The organism is Fusibacter sp. 3D3, from assembly GCF_001748365.1.
Lineage (GTDB): Bacteria > Bacillota > Clostridia > Peptostreptococcales > Acidaminobacteraceae > Fusibacter_A.
In genome coordinates this window covers 12,067-29,134 of the sequence record NZ_BDHH01000025.1, presented here as the reverse complement: position 1 = coordinate 29,134, position 17,068 = coordinate 12,067, and the positions used below count along the sequence as shown (strand labels likewise).

Here is a 17,068-nt window from a genome sequence, read left to right as displayed (position 1 = left end):
AACATCACATCATTTTATTAATGAACTCATCATTCGACAAGTCATAGATTCTGCAGGCATCAAACCCAATATTTCACAAAGCATGGGGGCAATGGCCAGTTGATCATAAAGCTCATCTGAACACGCACCCTTAAAAATAGATCCAATCAACCAAAGTGGCACCAAGCGACCGTCTTCTTCATCTCCATTATGGAACCCCTCTGCATTCATGCCATGATCCGCTGTGATCACCACTTGATAACCTTGCTCTAGCCAGATGGGAACTGCATGACTCAATAAGATGTCCACTTTTATCGCTGCACCTTTATAAGCTTTTGAATCACAACCCTGTTCATGCCCTGCTAAATCTATGTTCATGGGATGAATCACGATAAAATCAGGTTTATATTGTTTTAAGATATACATACTATCTGCAAGTAAATGCGTATCTGGATAATCGTCTTCATAATAGAACATACCATGTTGTATGGATTTGGTTTCATCGTTCATAATCCTATTTTCAAAAGGGTTGAAGGGGCTCTCATTATAGAGTTCACACATCCAGTGATAAGCTGCTGCACCCGTTTTAAGCCCTGCCGTCACCGCAAGATCAAACACGCTCACTTGTTGACTTCTCCTTGTGGTTTGGTTGTTTAAAACGCCGTGAACACAAGGTGTCGTTCCCGTCAAAAGCGATTCATAAAGTGGTCTTGACATGGCTGGCAATTGTGACTTGACTCTATAGAGTGTTGCCACGTTTTGTTCGGTTAAATGCGCCATGTAGCCCATTTGTGACCGAGCGGTCTTATAATTTAACCCATCTAAAATGACAAAGATAACCTTTTGACACATAACGCCTCCATTTTTTTGGAAATGACTTTTGTAAAATAGGCGACCCAGTCTAATTTTAGACTGGGTGACCTAAAGGTTTCACTCTTATACAATTCTATTTGATGTTGATGAGTACTTTGGATTGCCAATCTTGCGGGATCGTTTTAGAGGTGGTATCCCATGCACTGTAATCGTTAATAGGCTTTGCATTTTCATATTGAGACTGTGGCAACATGATCGCTTTAACCTCTTCAGGCAATTCTACGCTTGTGCGGATCGGGCGGGCATAACCTTTTGCTAAGTTAATTTGACCTGCATCACTTAAGATATACTCTCTAGCAAGCATTGCGGCATACGGATGTGGTGCATATTTGTTGATAATCGTCGCATAACCACTGATGACAGAGCCTTCTTTTGGAATCGTGACTTCAAAATCATCTTTTGAAATTGTGTCTCGATAGTTAAGTGCATTGAAATCCCACATTAAAGCCAGTTCAACCTCGCCTTTTTCAAGATTTGCTATACTGGGATCGATAAACGAAAGTCTTCCTTGCTCTGCAAGTTTTGCAAAATAGGCATAGGCAGGTTCAAGGTTGTTTTCATCACCACCATGAGCAAGTGCACAAGCCAATACAGCACTGTTGGCTTGTGCGGCTTTACCCACATCGCCAATTGCCACTGTGTAGTCGCCATTTAAAACATCTTCCCAAGACTTTGGTGGATTAGAGATCAATTTTTTATTTGAGATAAAAGCAATTGTCCCTGTATACCCCAGCATCCAATGACCGTCTTGATCCTTAGCCCAATCCGGAATTTCTTCCCAATGAGTCGGTTTATACGGTTGAGTAACCCCTTTTTCAACAGCTACTGGTGCAAATGCAATCCCAACATCGCCAATATCTGCTGTTGGCTTGCTTTTTTCAGCTTCAAATTTAGCGATTTCTTCTGCACTGGACATATCTGTATCCACGTGTGTAAGACCGTAATTTTTGTTTAAATCTTCCCAAGTATCTTTCCAGTTCGCCCATGAATCTGGCATGCCCACACTGACGACTTGACCTTCTGCTTTTGCTTTTTCAGTGATTTCTGCAACTGTTAAAGTACCCCCTTGACCTGCGGATGCTGTTGCAGCTGTATTGGAACTTGAACACCCCGTCATAGATGCAAGCACAATTGCCACAGTCATTCCCATTGTTAATAACTTTCTAAAATTCATGATTTCCCTCCTCGTTTTCATTCCCAAATTTCTGCCTTTAAAATTGTATCGATATGCATCATGCTCATATTTCTTGCTTTGAAACAACTTACCTCTGTAAATCCAATACGACTTAGTAACTTAAAAGCTTCTGTAAAATCAGATTGAACATCTTTTGGTAAATGAGCATCTGAACCAACGGTTATCACGCGACCACCCTTGTCAAAGTAACTTTTAAGGATGGCTCTATTATACGAATCAAAATCTACTTCGAAGTGCGCTTTCAAATCTGGAAAATCATAATCTATGTGATCGGTTAGCATGACCACTTCTTGACCTTTATTTAGTGCGGACTGAACCATTTCATGGAGTGGTGCTTCACAGTCACCAGAGAATTCAGTATGCACGTGGTGATCTGTATATCTCACCTATTGTTCTCCTCTTTATTTTTTTACCAACACTGTCATTATAGAAACAAAGTGTTATCTACACATTTGGTAATTGTTAAGAGTGAGTTAGGTTTCTCTTTTATTTGCCTTTGTTTTAATGATTATCGCATTTGTTTTGTTGCTTTATTTGTGTTTTCAAACATATTTAGAGTATTTTCTTATTTGCTCAAAAAAAACAAACACGCTGAAATCAGAGTGTTTGTTTTAGGTTCTATATTCATTTGCGAGGGGGAGCTGTCTTAAAAATAAACTGCTTTCTTTTGTATTTGTACTTTAGGCATGTGCTGTTTTGGTCTTTGATTTAGAGTAAACATCAAATGCCACTGCTGCCAAAAGCACAAGTCCTTTGACGATTTGTTGCCAGAAAACACTAATGCCCATAATGGACATCCCATTATTCAGGATTCCCATGATAAAACCACCGATAATTGCGCCCATGATGGTGCCCACACCACCTGTAGCGGATGCGCCCCCTATGAAGCAGGCTGCGATAGCATCGAGTTCAAAACCATCACCAGCAGTTGGCGAAGCTGAGTTGAGTCGCCCTGCGAAGACGATTCCTGCCACAGCCGCTAAAAGTCCCATATTTGCGTAAACCCAAAAGAGAATTCTTTTAGTCTTAATCCCAGATAACGCAGCTGCCTTTTGGTTGCCGCCCATGGCGTAGATGTGTCTACCCACCACGGTTTTGTTGGTTAAAAACGAATAGATTAAAATCAAAACGCCCAGTAAAATTAATATAATCGGCAATCCATTTGCAAGGGCTAGCCAATAGGCAAATAAGATGATTATAAATGAAACCGCCAAGAGTTTGCCCATGAAAAAAATACTTGTAGACACTTCAAAATCGTATTTCATTTTATCTTTTCGAATCAGAAGGCTTACCGCGCAATAAAGCATTGCAAATGCAATTCCGATCACCAATGTCGTCACATGTAAGCCACCTACTCCACCGATGAAGTCTGGTATAACACCTGATGAAATCTTGGTATAGGCCTCTGGTAACAAGACCGTTTGTCCTCCTAAAATAATGTTGTTTATACCCCGAAAGAGCAACATACCCGCAAGCGTTACAATAAAAGGTGGAATGCGCACATAGGCGATCCAAAATCCCTGCCACATCCCTGCAAGAAGTCCCGACAAAAGCCCCAATATAATGGCAAACCAAACAGGCAAACCAAATGTCACACTAAAAAGTGCAGACAATGCACTGACAAAAGCCACTATGGAACCTACTGAGAGGTCGATGTTGCCACCTGTTAAGATACATAAGAGCATCCCAATTGCCAAGATTAAAATATAACTGTTTTGAAAGATCAATCGAGATACATTAATGGGTTTTAACAAGATCCCACCTGTTAAAATCTGAAACATCGCCATAATGACGATCAACGCAATCAGCATTGAATACTGTTTCATATTTTGTTTAAAAATGTTTTTTATACGTTCCATGTTTGTCCTCCATTTTATGAAGAGCTTTGTAAAATACAAGCCATTATGCTTTCTTGTGTCGCCTCTAAACGATCCATTTCGCCCACTATCTTGCCTTCATTCATGACGTATACGCGGTCACAAATGCCTAGTATTTCAGGCAATTCCGAAGAGATCACGATGACGGACTTCCCTTCACTTGCAAGCTTTTGAATAATCGTATAGATTTCATATTTTGCGCCCACGTCTATGCCTCTGGTGGGTTCATCCAATATGAGAATTTCAGGTTCTGAAAAGATCCATTTACTCAATACGACCTTTTGCTGATTGCCACCTGATAAATTGCCTGTTTTTTGATGAATACTAGAGGATTTAATATTGAGTTTGGTCCTATATTCATTCGCAACCATCAGTTCCATATTCTCATTGACCACATGCCTTTTACTGATCTTTTCAAGATTGGCCAAAGTGATGTTTCTTTTAATGTCTTCTATTAAGACTAAACCCGCCGTTTTTCGATCTTCAGTCACATAGGCGAAACCGCTTCTTATTGCGTGTTTCACATCTTTTATAACCAGCAACTCACCTTCTTTATAGAGTTCACCCGTGATGCGTTTCCCATATGCTCTTCCAAAGATGCTCATTGCAAGCTCTGTTCTGCCTGAACCCATAAGCCCTGCAATGCCTAAGATTTCGCCTTTTTTTACATTGAAATTGACATTGTCAATACGTTTTCGAGATTCATCCATTGGATCGTAGACCGTCCAGTTTTTCACTTCAAAGCTAGTCTCTCCAATGTTGGGTATGCGCTTTGGAAAACGATCCACAAGGTCACGTCCTACCATACCCTTTATAATACGCGCTTCAGATATTTCATCTATATTCTTGATTAAAGTCTCAATGGTATGACCATCCCTGATTACTGTAATTTGATCTGATATTTTCGTAACCTCATTGAGCTTATGTGAGATGATAATGCAAGATATGCCCTGTTCCTTATTAATTTTCATCAAAAGATTGAGCAAATGCTCTGAGTCATCATCATTTAATGCTGCTGTGGGTTCATCTAGGATTAAAAGTTTAACATCCTTGGAAAGTGCTTTTGCAATCTCCACAAGTTGTTGTTTGCCGACTCCGATATCTCTCACCAATGTGTTATGATTTTCCTTTAGACCCACGAGTTCAATAAGCGTCTTGGCTTTGGAATGGGTTTCATTCCAGTCGATCACCCCGTTATGCGCTTGCTCATTTCCAAGAAAAATATTCTCCGCAATGCTCATATAGGGACTCAGTGCAAGTTCTTGATGAATAATGACAATCCCTTGCTTTTCACTTTCTTTTATATCTCTAAATTTACAAACCGAACCTTCAAATAAGATATCCCCAGTATAACTGCCATATGGATAAATGCCACTGAGGACACTCATCAAGGTTGATTTTCCCGCACCATTTTCGCCCACTAACGCGTGGATCTCGCCCCGCTTCACCTGCAAATTTACCGAATCAAGTGCCTTTACACCTGGAAAAGTCTTGGTGATATCAATCATTTCAAGGATATTCTCCGACATGTGTTCCAACCTATTTTCTGCCATATTAGTCTCCTTACAAAAACAAATTGCGATATCAATGCTGTGGCAATTGAGATCACCACAGCATTTATCAACAGTTCTCTATTTAAGTTGATCTTCTGTATAATAACCAGAATCAATTAAAAGTGCTTTGTAATTATTGACATCCGCAAATACAGGTTCACATAAATACGAAGGCACTATTTTAACGCCATTATCGTATGTTTTTGTATCATTTACTGGTGGTTCTGTGCCTTTCATAATCGCTTCAACCATATCTACTACTTTGCCAGCAAGTGTTCTTGTGTCTTTAAAAACGGACATGGATTGTTCGCCAGCGATGAGCATTTTAACATTGGTTGTATCACAATCTTGTCCTGTCAAGATTGGAAAAGGACTGCTTGCTGAGCCGTAGCCTGCTGCTTTTAAAGAAGCCACGATTCCTTGTGCTAAACTGTCATTTGGTGATAAGACAACATCCACAGGTTCATCTGCATAAAACGCGGTTAAGAGGTTGTCCATTCTCGATTGAGCACCTTCAGATTTCCAACCTTGGATCGCAATTTGTTCCATTGCAGTTTGACCAGATTTGATGTTTAAAACGCTGCTTTCAATGTAGGGTGCTAACGTATCCATTGCACCACTGTTGAAGAAATAAGCATTGTTATCATCTGGAGACCCCCCGAAGACTTCCATTGTGAATGGTCCTTTTTCGCCTTTATCAAGTCCAAGCTTTTCTATGATATAGTTCCCTTGAATGACACCTACTAAGTAGTTATCAAAAGTTGCATAGTAATCGACGTATTCACTGCCCTTGATCAAGCGGTCGTAAGCAATCACTTTGATGCCAGCTTTACCCGCTTCGTCTAAAACACCTTTAAGTGCTTCACCATCAATCGACGCTATTACAAGTACTTTACACCCTTTTGTAATCATGTTTTCTAAGTCTTTGATCTGTTGATCCACAGAATCTTCGGCATATAACAATTCCACTGAGTAGCCTTTTTTCTCAAGTTCAGTTTTCATGTTAGCACCATCTTGATTCCATCTTTGAAGTGATTTGGTTGGCATCGAAACCCCGATCAAATTTTCAGCTGATTTCTGTGTACACCCCACAAATAATGATGCAATCACCATGATCACTAACAATAATACACCTGCTTTTTTCATGATATTAATCCTCCCTTAAATTAAATGACTCAATTAAGTACACATTAAGTTTACATAAATTTAACATTTAAAAAAATAGAGCAAATTATAATGTTCTAGACAGAATTAAGATGGTCTTGTATACAAAAGAAAAAGACTAGACAATTTTAAACTCAAAATTATCCAGCCCTAGATCATTAATGATCTCATTAGTTCTCGTTTATTCACTAGGCCACTCAGATTTCGGAATATTCCTGTACACATCCTCTAATAGATGAAAACCATCTTTGATAACCACATTGACCAAGTTGTCTTTAGTTACAAGTTTCGGCATAAGTTTTATATAGGGGACTGCGCGTTCACCGTCATAAATGGTATCCTCTGAATAGATCTTCTCCCCATTTGCGGTCACCATTTCAACTGCGATCTCTGCCGCCCTCTGCGCTAAATTTTTAATGGGCTTATATACAGTCACATATTGCGTGCCTTCCACAATACGCTGACAAGCTGATAAATTAGCATCATGCCCGGCAACATAGACCATTCCCGCCAATTGACGTTCAAGAAGTGCTCGTATAGCCCCTTCTGCAAGATCATCGTTTGCCCCTATTATCCCGTTAATTTCGACGCCAGAATCCAGTAACGCACTGACCGCATCATAAGCATATATCTCCCGCCAATCCTCTGCCCAGACTTCTTTGACCACGTGAATCTGATTTGAGTCCATCGCTGGCTTTAAAACCGACATGTATCCCTCATTGAACATAAATGCATTGTGATCCTTAGGGGAGCCATTGATGATGACATAGTTCCCCGACGGCACTTTTTCAAAAATTTGACGCCCCATCATTTGACCCACCAACACGTTGTCAAAAGAAATATATAGATCCACACTGCCTTTCTCCACAAGTCTATCATACGAGATCACTTTGATATTATTGCGCCTAGCAAGTTTGAGCGCTGGTCCAATAGAAGTTCTGTCATAAGGAATGATCACAATGGCATCAACCCCTTGTTCTATAAGCTCTTTGACTTGCTCAATTTGGATTTCAGCATCTTCATTGGCGTTCTTTAAAATCACCTCTGCGCCTAAACTCTTCGCTTTTGAAATAAAAATATCCCGATCTTTTTGCCATCTTTCAATCACTAACGAATCCACTAAAAATCCAATTTTAACCTGATCATCATCTTGTAGTATCGGTTTTTGTGTAAAACATAATATCCCTCCAATAAAGGTACAAACTAATAAGATCAAAATACCTTTTTTAATGGTCATGTGCTTCCCCCTCACATTGATTATTTTAGGCATTATCTTTTGACTTGATGTATAAATTCCGTTGGCATTAATCCCGTTTGTTTTTTAAACAATCTGCTGAAATAATTAGGATCCGAATAGCCCACTTCAAAACTAATTTCCTTTACAGACTTGTGCGATGTCTTCATCAACGTTTGTGCCATAACCACTCGAATATGCGTTAAATATTCAATGAAGTTTTGCCCTGTTTCTTCTTTAAAAAGTTTACTCAAATACTGAGGGCTAATATTTAAAGACCTTGCAACCCCCTCTAGAGATAGCTCTGTATGGTATTCTTGTTCTAGCGCCCTCTTAACGCGTTCCACAATAAAAGAACACTTCTTACTTTTGTTTTTGCTAATTTGCTCTGTAATGTACTTAATGCGATTGATCAGCCACCTTTGGCGATCACAAGTGTTGCTCAGCGCAATCATTTCTTTTAAATAGTGATCGTACCTGATAATGGCATCTTCTTCCACGCCTTCGTCATAAGCAACTCTATAGATTAAAACCACCAGTTCTAATAACCGCTCCTGTTGATTGCAGATTCTTTGGAACAAGAGATCAAAGCACTTCAGTGCGTGATTAAGCTGTCCTTTTTCCATATGTTCAATCAATTGATTTTGAGTTTTTATCACTTGAATCCTATCGCCCTGCTCTCCATACAAATCCTCAAAATGCGTCACGCATAACGCGTCATTGCTAGCAAGGGCCTTTTGCGCTTCGCCATAGGCATAAAAGAGTTCTCCTATATTCTTAACAGCGCTGATGCCAATCTTACATTCAAAACCATTAATTTGTTCTAATTCGTGCTGAATATATTCTCCCAAATTTGCACTTTCAAGTCTTAAATCATAGACATTTTCAGATTTTTTCTTAGCAACAAATACCACGATTTTATTGAGCATCATCGGCCCCACAATTGCATGACATTTGTATTTAATCACATCTCTGATATGAGGATAGTGCGCATGCAGCTCTAAATCTTCAATAACGGCGTTCTGCTCGGCTTGTATCACTTGAATGATCATCATAAAGCCTGATTCACAGGTCATCTCAAGCAGATTAAAATAGCGTTTCATCTCCTCAATACGGTCATTATTCGAAATGATTGAATAGATGAAACTTGTTTCAATATAAGGAATCATCTTTTGCAATTTTTCTATCGTTTCAAGATCCCGTTCGCGTTGCGCTTGGTCTTGATTGAGTTCTAAGACAATTTGATCTAATATGCCATTGAGCTTACCACGATTTATAGGCTTGAGTAAGTACTCCTTAACACCGAGCTGCACTGCCTGTTTTGCAAATTCAAATTGTTCATAGGCAGAGATGATGACAAATCGCGTCTCGGGCAAATGATGTTTAATCTCTTTCATGGCATCGATGCCATTGATGCCCGGCATCCTAATATCCATAAAGACGATTTCTGGTTTTAGTGCTTTGGCCTGTATGATAGCCTCTCTACCATTTGAAGCTACACCGCAGACCGCTAAACCATCTTTTCGATTTTCCACGATATATCGGATTGCATTTTGAACAATCTGTTCATCATCCACCACTAAAATTTTATACATCTAAAGCCGCCTCCCTATCTAAAACAGGTATTTTGATCGTGAAAGTTGTCCCTTTGCCGAGCTCGCTTTTGATTTCAACTTTTGCTTGATCATTATAAAATAATTTTAGCCTTTGTAGGACGTTGCCCGCACCAATACCGGATGAATGGCTTTTCTGAGGGTGTTTTAATGCAGTTTGATCACTGGACCCCTTTGAAAAAATTCTGTTGATTTTTTCTTGCGACATGCCCTCTCCAGTATCTTCAATCCTGAAAACGATGAACTGTTGATCTGCGCTATTTTCTTGAACTATATTAATGTGTACAGAACCGCCCCCTTCTTTCTTTCCGATCCCATGGATAAATGCATTCTCAACCACGGGTTGTATAATTAGCGGCATGATATCAACCTCTTGTATGGCATCCTCCACATTTAGACTAAACTCTAGTGCTTGTCCAAATCTAACTTTCATCATGTTACAATAAGCTCTGATGGTATCCACCTCTTCCCGTACTTTGACCAATTCATCAAGGGGTCTGATATTATACCTAAATATGGCAGACATATCCTCCAAAAATTCAAGCGTCCCATTTGCATTTTCCATCATTGCCAGTTGAACCCCTGCATTGAGTGAATTAAAAAGAAAGTGTGGGTTAATCTGAGATTGAAGTGACCTGAGTTCTGCATCGTTTAGAAGCGTCTGCATCTTCACCGTTTGAAGCTCTTTTTCAAAGAGTTTACTTTCAATTTCATTGGTGCGCTTTAAGTCTCCTATAGATTTTTTGATATTTTGCCGCATTTCTTCAAAGGCAATCGCCATGATCTGAACCTCATCTTCACTTTCCACAATAATGGTCTCACCATCAAAATGCCCTTTTGAAATCTCATTTGCTGCATTTGAAAGCTTAATAATTGGGGTGGTCATCTTATAGGTCACTTGGTAAACAAGTGCCATAGTGAGTAAAATCAGGTCTATAATCATGATGAGATTGAAATTTTGAATCTTTTGACTATTCGTTGCCAAACTTTCATAGATCGCAATATTTTGATCCAATTGTATCAATTTGAGTTCATCAATGATCTTCTGAATATTGCCATATGTTTCACTGGCGAGATCATAAGCCTTTCGGCAAGCTTCAATATCACGCCCTCGCTTTGCCACAATGGCTTCTGCCGAATATTGATTGTATTTGACGACCATATTGTTGACATTTTCAAGTGACAGCGCCCCACGTTTTTGAGTGTACTTTTGAAGCAAAACAGTTGTCAATTTCGCGAGGTCCTCGCTGCTTTCTATATAAGTATTTAACGAATCGGATGATTTCGTCTCCACATAAGCCATTAATGCTTCTTGAGAACCTTCTAATTTGTTCTCCACGTCATCAAAGAGCAGAGAAAATTTAAACATATCGTCAATTTCATCAAACAGCATCCTTGAATTGTACGAAATATAAACGCTGATCATGCCGCTCATGAGCATCACCAACGTAAAATAGACCATCATTTTTTTTCGAATACTGTCTAATCTCATTTGACTGCCTCTATCTTCATATAGGATTCCAAGTTCTCCTTAGTGATGACCTCCACTTGTAAATCAATGTAATCCATTTGTTCACTTTTTCCACTGGTTTGATTTAAGATTGTAATCAAAGCTTTTAGCGCCATATACCCCATTTTTTCAGGATTTCTATACAAGGTTCCATAGATAATCCCCTTGTTAATATAATCCGCTATTTGCGGTGTCAACCCTGTTCCAATCACATTCACACGTCCCACTTGATTCAGATCGATGACCACTTGAGTTACCCCAATAGTATCCACTTCATTAGTACAGACAATCCCTGCAATATCATTGTTCCCCAAAAACATTTCTGCTGCAATCCCTTCCGCACTTAATAAAGTCGGTTCGGATTTTTTGACGATTACCAGACTGGATCTGTGTAGGGTCTCAAAGACATCCATAAAACCGAGCATCTGAAGTTTACTGGTGGTATCTTCACTTGAATCTGCTGAGGATTGAGTGATAAAAACCACTTTTCCAAATTCAGGCTCTGATTTTTGATAAAGTGTTGCTGCTTTAATACCCATATCAAACGGATTAATCCCAACGAAAGCATCCCTAACGGCTGTCTGCTCATCTGAGTAAACAAGTACAAGCGGTATATCCGACTGCTTGGCTTCTTTCAAAACTTCAATGAACGCCATCTCATGTATCCCTTGTGTGATGATGCCATCCACGCCTGCTGTTATGAGTAGCTTAATCATCTCAGTGCCTTCTTCAACAGTTTTTACAGTAAAAAATTCTACCTCCACATGACTTTCATCTGCACTCTTCTGAATTCCTTTTTGAAGTTTTTCAATAAACTGTGTTTCATTACCAATTAAAACCACTGCAAAATGTATATTACTGCCTGTGGAAAGGTCCATTCTATTCTTACTTTGATTGATGGTGCTGGAATAAAAAAACGACAATAGAAAAGTAATCACAAAGATGACACTGGTCACAAAGATAATCGCCTTTAAAAAAATATGTTGTTTAGATTGCATAGAACCCCCTTGTGATGTCATGATCCTCTCTTTATTATATACGACTGTTCCTTGCATCTGTATAGCATTTTATTAAGATTAATAATCTTCAGCTTGATTTCTGTGCTACTCATGACAAAAAACATGCTAAAATAGAGATATATTAGGGACTCTATTTAGAGTATGTTTTTCTGTGAGGTGATTTTATGGAATTTGAAAATATTGAGCACCGTAAAGGCTTACCTTATAAGCTTTTTTTACTGAGCATTGGACATCGTTCTCATCATTTTCATTCGGATTTAGAAATTATATATGTCCTCAAAGGGATCATCAGGCTACAGGTTGGTCAAGCTTCACACGAGGTTAAACAAGGGGAGTTGTGTGTCATTAACGCCTATGAAATACACAGCATTACTGATTTGTCAGTCGATCAAAATATACTGCTCATCATCCAATTAACCCCTTCAGCCATCTCGATCAAGCAGAATCTCATGTCCAAACTTCAATTTCATAACGTCATAATCGATCATCTAAAAACAGAAATTCGTGATCTTATGTTCAAAATGTATTTGGAGAGCTTTAATGAACAAATTTATTCAGATTATCTTTTAAATGCCTATGTGCTCGAATTTGTTGCCACCTTACTAAAATCTGTTCCCTATGAAATTTTAGAATCCACCCGGCTTTCCTCGCGAACAGATGCTTATAACCGTTTAAAATATGTGATTGATTACGTGGAATCTCATTTTAATGAAAAAATAAATTTAGAGCAACTGGCTTTTAAACTCCACATTAGTAAATATCATCTTTCCCATTTTATCAAACAGCATATGGGCATAAGTTTTCAAGACTACCTCAGTTCTGTAAGACTGACACACGCCATTCATCTGCTTCTGAGCACTGACATGAGCATATTAGACATCACCATGACTTCTGGTTTTTCAGATCCAAAATACTTAAATGCCCTTATCCGCAAACGCTATGGACACACCTCTAAAACACTGCGGTTAGAGTCTCATAAACTCGATTTTTCCATCCCAAGCGCACCTGTAGGTTCCATTCATCTGCCTTTTGATCAAGAGGCTGCTTTTGATGAAATATCCGCAACATTGTCATGAAAAAGGCACAAGATTGTTGCGGATAAAAATAGCAAAACCGCTTATACTTAGAGTATTAAATGATTATAGGAGGTTTTTATGTCATATTTTAATACGATCGGCAATATCCCTTTTGAAGGACGTCACTCTAAAAATCCACTTGCTTTTAAATATTATGATGCAAACAAGTCTGTGGCAGGCAAGCCAATGAAAGAACATCTTAGATTTGCTTTAAGTTATTGGCATACACTCACAGGTGCAGGTGTAGATATGTTTGGTCAAGGTACATTTGAACGGCCTTGGGATGAACTCGAAGGTCTTGAACTCTCAAAAGCCAGAGCGAGTGCTGCTTTTGAACTCATGAGCAAACTGGGCATCGATTATTTCTGTTTTCATGACCTCGATATTGCACCAGAAGGCAATTCACTAGAAGAAAAATTCGCAAACTTAGATATTATTGTAGACCACATTGAAGCGCTTATGAAAAAAACGGGCATTAAACTTTTATGGGGTACAACAAACGCTTTCTCACACCCAAGATTTGTACACGGCGCGGCGACTTCATGTAATGCAGATGTTTTTGCATTTGCAGCGGCTCAAGTCAAAAAAGCGATGGACATTACCATGAGACTCGGCGGTGAAAATTATGTATTCTGGGGAGGCCGTGAAGGTTATGAATCTCTCCTCAATACAGACATGGCACTTGAAAACGACAACTATGCACGTTTCCTCAAAATGGCTGTTGACTATAAAAAGAAAATCGGCTTCACTGGGCAACTGCTCATTGAACCGAAACCAAAAGAACCCACAAAACACCAATACGATTTTGACACCGCTACGGTGCTTGGATTCCTTAGAAAATACAATTTACAAGACGATTTCAAACTCAACATTGAGGCAAATCACGCAACACTAGCGGGGCACACTTTTGAACACGAACTCAACCTTTGCCGTATCAATGGGGTTTTAGGCAGTATTGACGCCAATCAGGGCGATGATCACCTAGGCTGGGATACAGATCAATTCCCAACCAATATTTACAGTGCAACTTACTGTATGCTTGAAGTGCTTAAAAATGGCGGTATTGCACCAGGTGGCTTAAACTTTGATTCAAAACTCAGAAGAGGTTCTTTTGAACTTGAGGACTTGTTCATCGGTTATATTGTAGGGATGGATTCATTTGCCAAGGGCCTTTTAGTAGCGGATAAGCTCATTACTGAAGGTACAATCGAAGCCTTTGTTGCCAAACGTTATGAAAGCTATAACTCAGGCATTGGTCAAGAAATCATCGCAGGCACTGTTGGCTTTGAGGATCTTACAGAATATGCACTCCATAATAAAAACCTCCATAATAAATCCGCTAAACAAGAATGGCTTGAATCTGTTGTGAACGATGCCATTTTCAATGCATAAAATGTATAATCCTCATAAAATGAACAAAAAGGAGGCACTATGATCTTTTTAGGTATCGATCTGGGTACATCCTCGGTTAAAGTGATTGCGGTCAATGAAAGTGGTCATCTTTTAGGAGAAGGCTCAGCAGAATATCCCATCGCCTATCCGAAACCGGGTTGGGCTGAACAAAACCCTGAAGATTGGTGGCAAGGCACCCTCAAAGCCGTTCATAACCTACTTCAAAACCCATCGATTCATACTGGTGATATCACCAGTATCGGATTTAGCGGTCAAATGCATGGCCTTGTGGCACTTGATGAAGCCAATCAGGTCTTAACCCCTGCACTTTTATGGTGTGATCAAAGGACTCAGGCCGAATGTGATGAAATCACAGCTCATTTTGGTTTTTCTGGCCTTGCAGAAACTGTTTCAAATCAAGCACTTACAGGTTTTACAGCGCCTAAAGTTCTTTGGCTCAAAAAGCATCAACCTGAAATCTTTAAGAAAATTAGGCACATCTTATTGCCTAAAGACTATATTCGGTTTAAACTCACTGGCACATATGCTACGGATTATTCAGATGCTTCTGGCATGCTCCTTTTAGATGTTCAGAACAAAAAATGGTCGCAGCCCCTTTGTGATTTTATAGGCGTTACTTCCGATATGCTCCCTGATCTCTATGAGTCTTATGAGGTCACTGGCACAGTCACAGATGAAGCCCTACAATTGTTAGGTTTATCAAACGCCTTAGGTAAAATCAGCGTCGTGGGCGGCGCAGGTGATCAAGCTGCGGGTGCCGTGGGCACAGGTACGGTTAAAGAAGGCATCGTCTCTGTGACGCTTGGCACTTCAGGCGTGGTATTTGCCGCTCATGATCAGTTTGCCATGGATGAGCAATTGAGACTTCACGCCTTTTGTCATGCCAATGGGCGCTATCATTCTATGGGCGTTATGCTCTCAGCTGCGAATTGTCTTAAATGGTGGACGGATACAGTTAATGCCGATGTGCCTTTTAAGACCTTACTCGCAGAAGCAGAAGCTGTGCCTACATCTGATCAACACGTTCTGTTCTTGCCTTATCTTACTGGCGAAAGGACGCCTTATGCCAACCCAGATGCAAGAGGCACCTTTATCGGTATGACGCCGACTACAACGCGTGGTCATTTCACACGTGCAATCCTTGAAGGCGTTGCCTTTGGACTGAAAGATTCTCTTGAAATCTTAAGAGCAATTCAGGTGCCCATGGATGAGATCAGAGTAATTGGTGGCGGTTCAAAAAGTGACTTCTGGCTCAAAATCATTGCCACAATTTTCAACCTATCTGTACGCCGAATCAACACCGATCAAGGCGGTGCACTTGGAGCGGCTATCTTAGCAGCTGTAGGTGCTGGTGCCTTTGAAAGTGTGGAAGAAGCTTGCGATAAAATCGTAAAACCACTTGATGCGATAAATCCAGAGCGCGCAGATGTTCAGTTTTATGCGGATCTATACAGGCGTTATCAAGGGCTTTATAAGGCGCTTGAACCTTGGTTTTAAAGTGATGTAATCCACTCCCCCTTAGGGATTACATCTTAAAATATAGAATTCTACAGCTCAGTGATCAATCGAAAAGAAGCCCTGTTAAAATGTTTTTTCATTCATTTTAGCAGGGCTTCTTTTAAACTTCGTCTTTTTAAATACTCAAGAAGTCCTCGGCTTTGCCTGCGGATTGAGTATTATATGATACACCTTTTTATGTTTTTTATAACTTATTGAGTTGCTTGTAGAGAAGCCCAAATACGATCATCGAAATAATCATTTCTGGTACGAGGTATGCTGCATTGTATCCTATTGAATAAAGTACTGGTGACATACCTTCGGGTGCAAACATCGCAAAGAAAATCACGCCCGACAAGAAATGTGCTACAAATCTGCCTAAAATGGCAACTGCCACACCTGTAAATATTTTTTTTAGATCATTTGTTTTATGCGCAATAAATCCCATGATCCCTAATGCTCCAAATGCAATTGGATAATCTAACAAAATTGAGATGGGATGTGCTGCATAGGGCCCCATCATAAACTGAATGATGCCATAAACTGATCCTGCTAAAATACCTTGTGCACCGCCCCATCTATAGGCATAGATTAGAATTGGCACCATACTCCCTGCGGTTACAGAGCCCCCATAAGGCATTTCTGCAACCTTGATTAAGCTCAAAATAGTGGCGATGGCAATCATCATTGCCCCTTCCACGAGCATTCTTACTTTAACACTTGAATTTCTTTCCATAATACAACCTCCATTTCCGACTCAAAATGGTGGAACAAAACAAATAATAATAAAGACCATACACAGATAAGCGTATGGTCTAAAACTCGTTTTTCCACACTTTCCTCCGCTAGTTTTACCTAGTTCAGGTTCAAAGGGTTACGTATCAAACTACGCTCTCAGCCAAAGGCACCCCTAGGTGAATCCTATATTTTATTTTTACTCTCACAGTGTAACACAAAACCTGCAAAAATTCAAATGTGAAATGGTTCATGAGAACGCTAAATCACTTCATGTCAAGAAATACGAAGTTGTTCGAAGGGCAATCCGCAGCGAAGCGAGGACTCTTG

General features: G+C 39.7%; 14 protein-coding genes and 1 riboswitch. Of the genes, 3 read left to right on the top strand and 11 right to left on the bottom strand.

What is annotated here, in order from left to right:
* Positions 1-9 precede the first annotated feature (9 nt).
* The 10 genes from F3D3_RS20525 to F3D3_RS20480 all read right to left on the bottom strand — a co-directional run bounded on the left by F3D3_RS20525 (position 10) and on the right by F3D3_RS20480 (position 11,996).
* Complete coding sequence (locus F3D3_RS20525) at positions 10-831, bottom strand: alkaline phosphatase family protein (RefSeq protein WP_069876310.1); 822 nt, start codon at positions 829-831, stop codon at positions 10-12.
* A gap of 94 nt (positions 832-925) precedes the next feature.
* Positions 926-2,026, bottom strand: coding sequence for an ABC transporter substrate-binding protein (locus tag F3D3_RS20520; RefSeq protein WP_069876309.1), 1,101 nt, complete (start codon positions 2,024-2,026; stop codon positions 926-928).
* A gap of 17 nt (positions 2,027-2,043) precedes the next feature.
* Positions 2,044-2,433 carry a PHP domain-containing protein gene (locus tag F3D3_RS20515; protein ID WP_069876308.1) on the bottom strand — a complete coding sequence of 130 codons (390 nt, stop codon included), beginning with the start codon at positions 2,431-2,433 and terminating at the stop codon, positions 2,044-2,046.
* A 294-nt stretch (positions 2,434-2,727) separates the two neighbouring features.
* Positions 2,728-3,906 carry a multiple monosaccharide ABC transporter permease gene (gene mmsB, locus F3D3_RS20510; protein ID WP_069876307.1) on the bottom strand — a complete coding sequence of 393 codons (1,179 nt, stop codon included), beginning with the start codon at positions 3,904-3,906 and terminating at the stop codon, positions 2,728-2,730.
* A gap of 14 nt (positions 3,907-3,920) precedes the next feature.
* Positions 3,921-5,453, bottom strand: coding sequence for a multiple monosaccharide ABC transporter ATP-binding protein (gene mmsA / locus F3D3_RS20505; RefSeq protein WP_069876336.1), 1,533 nt, complete (start codon positions 5,451-5,453; stop codon positions 3,921-3,923).
* A 102-nt stretch (positions 5,454-5,555) separates the two neighbouring features.
* Positions 5,556-6,623, bottom strand: coding sequence for a multiple monosaccharide ABC transporter substrate-binding protein (gene chvE / locus F3D3_RS20500; protein WP_069876306.1), 1,068 nt, complete (start codon positions 6,621-6,623; stop codon positions 5,556-5,558).
* Between the two features lie 199 nt (positions 6,624-6,822).
* Positions 6,823-7,878 carry a substrate-binding domain-containing protein gene (locus F3D3_RS20495; RefSeq protein ID WP_069876305.1) on the bottom strand — a complete coding sequence of 352 codons (1,056 nt, stop codon included), beginning with the start codon at positions 7,876-7,878 and terminating at the stop codon, positions 6,823-6,825.
* Between the two features lie 32 nt (positions 7,879-7,910).
* Positions 7,911-9,470 (bottom strand): response regulator, encoded by a 1,560-nt coding sequence (locus F3D3_RS20490; protein WP_069876304.1) that lies wholly within the window; start codon positions 9,468-9,470, stop codon positions 7,911-7,913.
* Complete coding sequence (locus F3D3_RS20485; protein WP_069876303.1) at positions 9,463-10,980, bottom strand: sensor histidine kinase; 1,518 nt, start codon at positions 10,978-10,980, stop codon at positions 9,463-9,465. Before F3D3_RS20485 ends, F3D3_RS20490 begins: the two co-directional genes overlap by 8 nt.
* Positions 10,977-11,996 carry a substrate-binding domain-containing protein gene (locus F3D3_RS20480; RefSeq protein ID WP_069876302.1) on the bottom strand — a complete coding sequence of 340 codons (1,020 nt, stop codon included), beginning with the start codon at positions 11,994-11,996 and terminating at the stop codon, positions 10,977-10,979. The genes F3D3_RS20485 and F3D3_RS20480 overlap by 4 nt, the downstream gene beginning before the upstream one ends.
* Positions 11,997-12,181: 185 nt before the next feature.
* Here F3D3_RS20480 and F3D3_RS20475 point away from each other — a divergent pair, with 185 nt between their 5' ends.
* The 3 genes from F3D3_RS20475 to xylB all read left to right on the top strand — a co-directional run bounded on the left by F3D3_RS20475 (position 12,182) and on the right by xylB (position 16,003).
* Positions 12,182-13,093 carry a helix-turn-helix domain-containing protein gene (locus F3D3_RS20475; RefSeq protein WP_069876301.1) on the top strand — a complete coding sequence of 304 codons (912 nt, stop codon included), beginning with the start codon at positions 12,182-12,184 and terminating at the stop codon, positions 13,091-13,093.
* A 78-nt stretch (positions 13,094-13,171) separates the two neighbouring features.
* Positions 13,172-14,485 carry a xylose isomerase gene (xylA, locus tag F3D3_RS20470; protein ID WP_069876300.1) on the top strand — a complete coding sequence of 438 codons (1,314 nt, stop codon included), beginning with the start codon at positions 13,172-13,174 and terminating at the stop codon, positions 14,483-14,485.
* A 39-nt stretch (positions 14,486-14,524) separates the two neighbouring features.
* Positions 14,525-16,003 carry a xylulokinase gene (xylB, locus tag F3D3_RS20465; protein ID WP_069876299.1) on the top strand — a complete coding sequence of 493 codons (1,479 nt, stop codon included), beginning with the start codon at positions 14,525-14,527 and terminating at the stop codon, positions 16,001-16,003.
* Between the two features lie 205 nt (positions 16,004-16,208).
* On the opposite strand, the gene thiT is transcribed toward xylB, so the two are convergent.
* The gene (gene thiT, locus F3D3_RS20460; RefSeq protein WP_069876298.1) at positions 16,209-16,739 is read right to left on the bottom strand and encodes an energy-coupled thiamine transporter ThiT; all 531 of its coding nucleotides are present in this window, start codon (positions 16,737-16,739) and stop codon (positions 16,209-16,211) included.
* Positions 16,740-16,822: 83 nt separating this feature from the next.
* Positions 16,823-16,925: riboswitch (TPP riboswitch) on the bottom strand.
* Positions 16,926-17,068 lie beyond the last annotated feature (143 nt).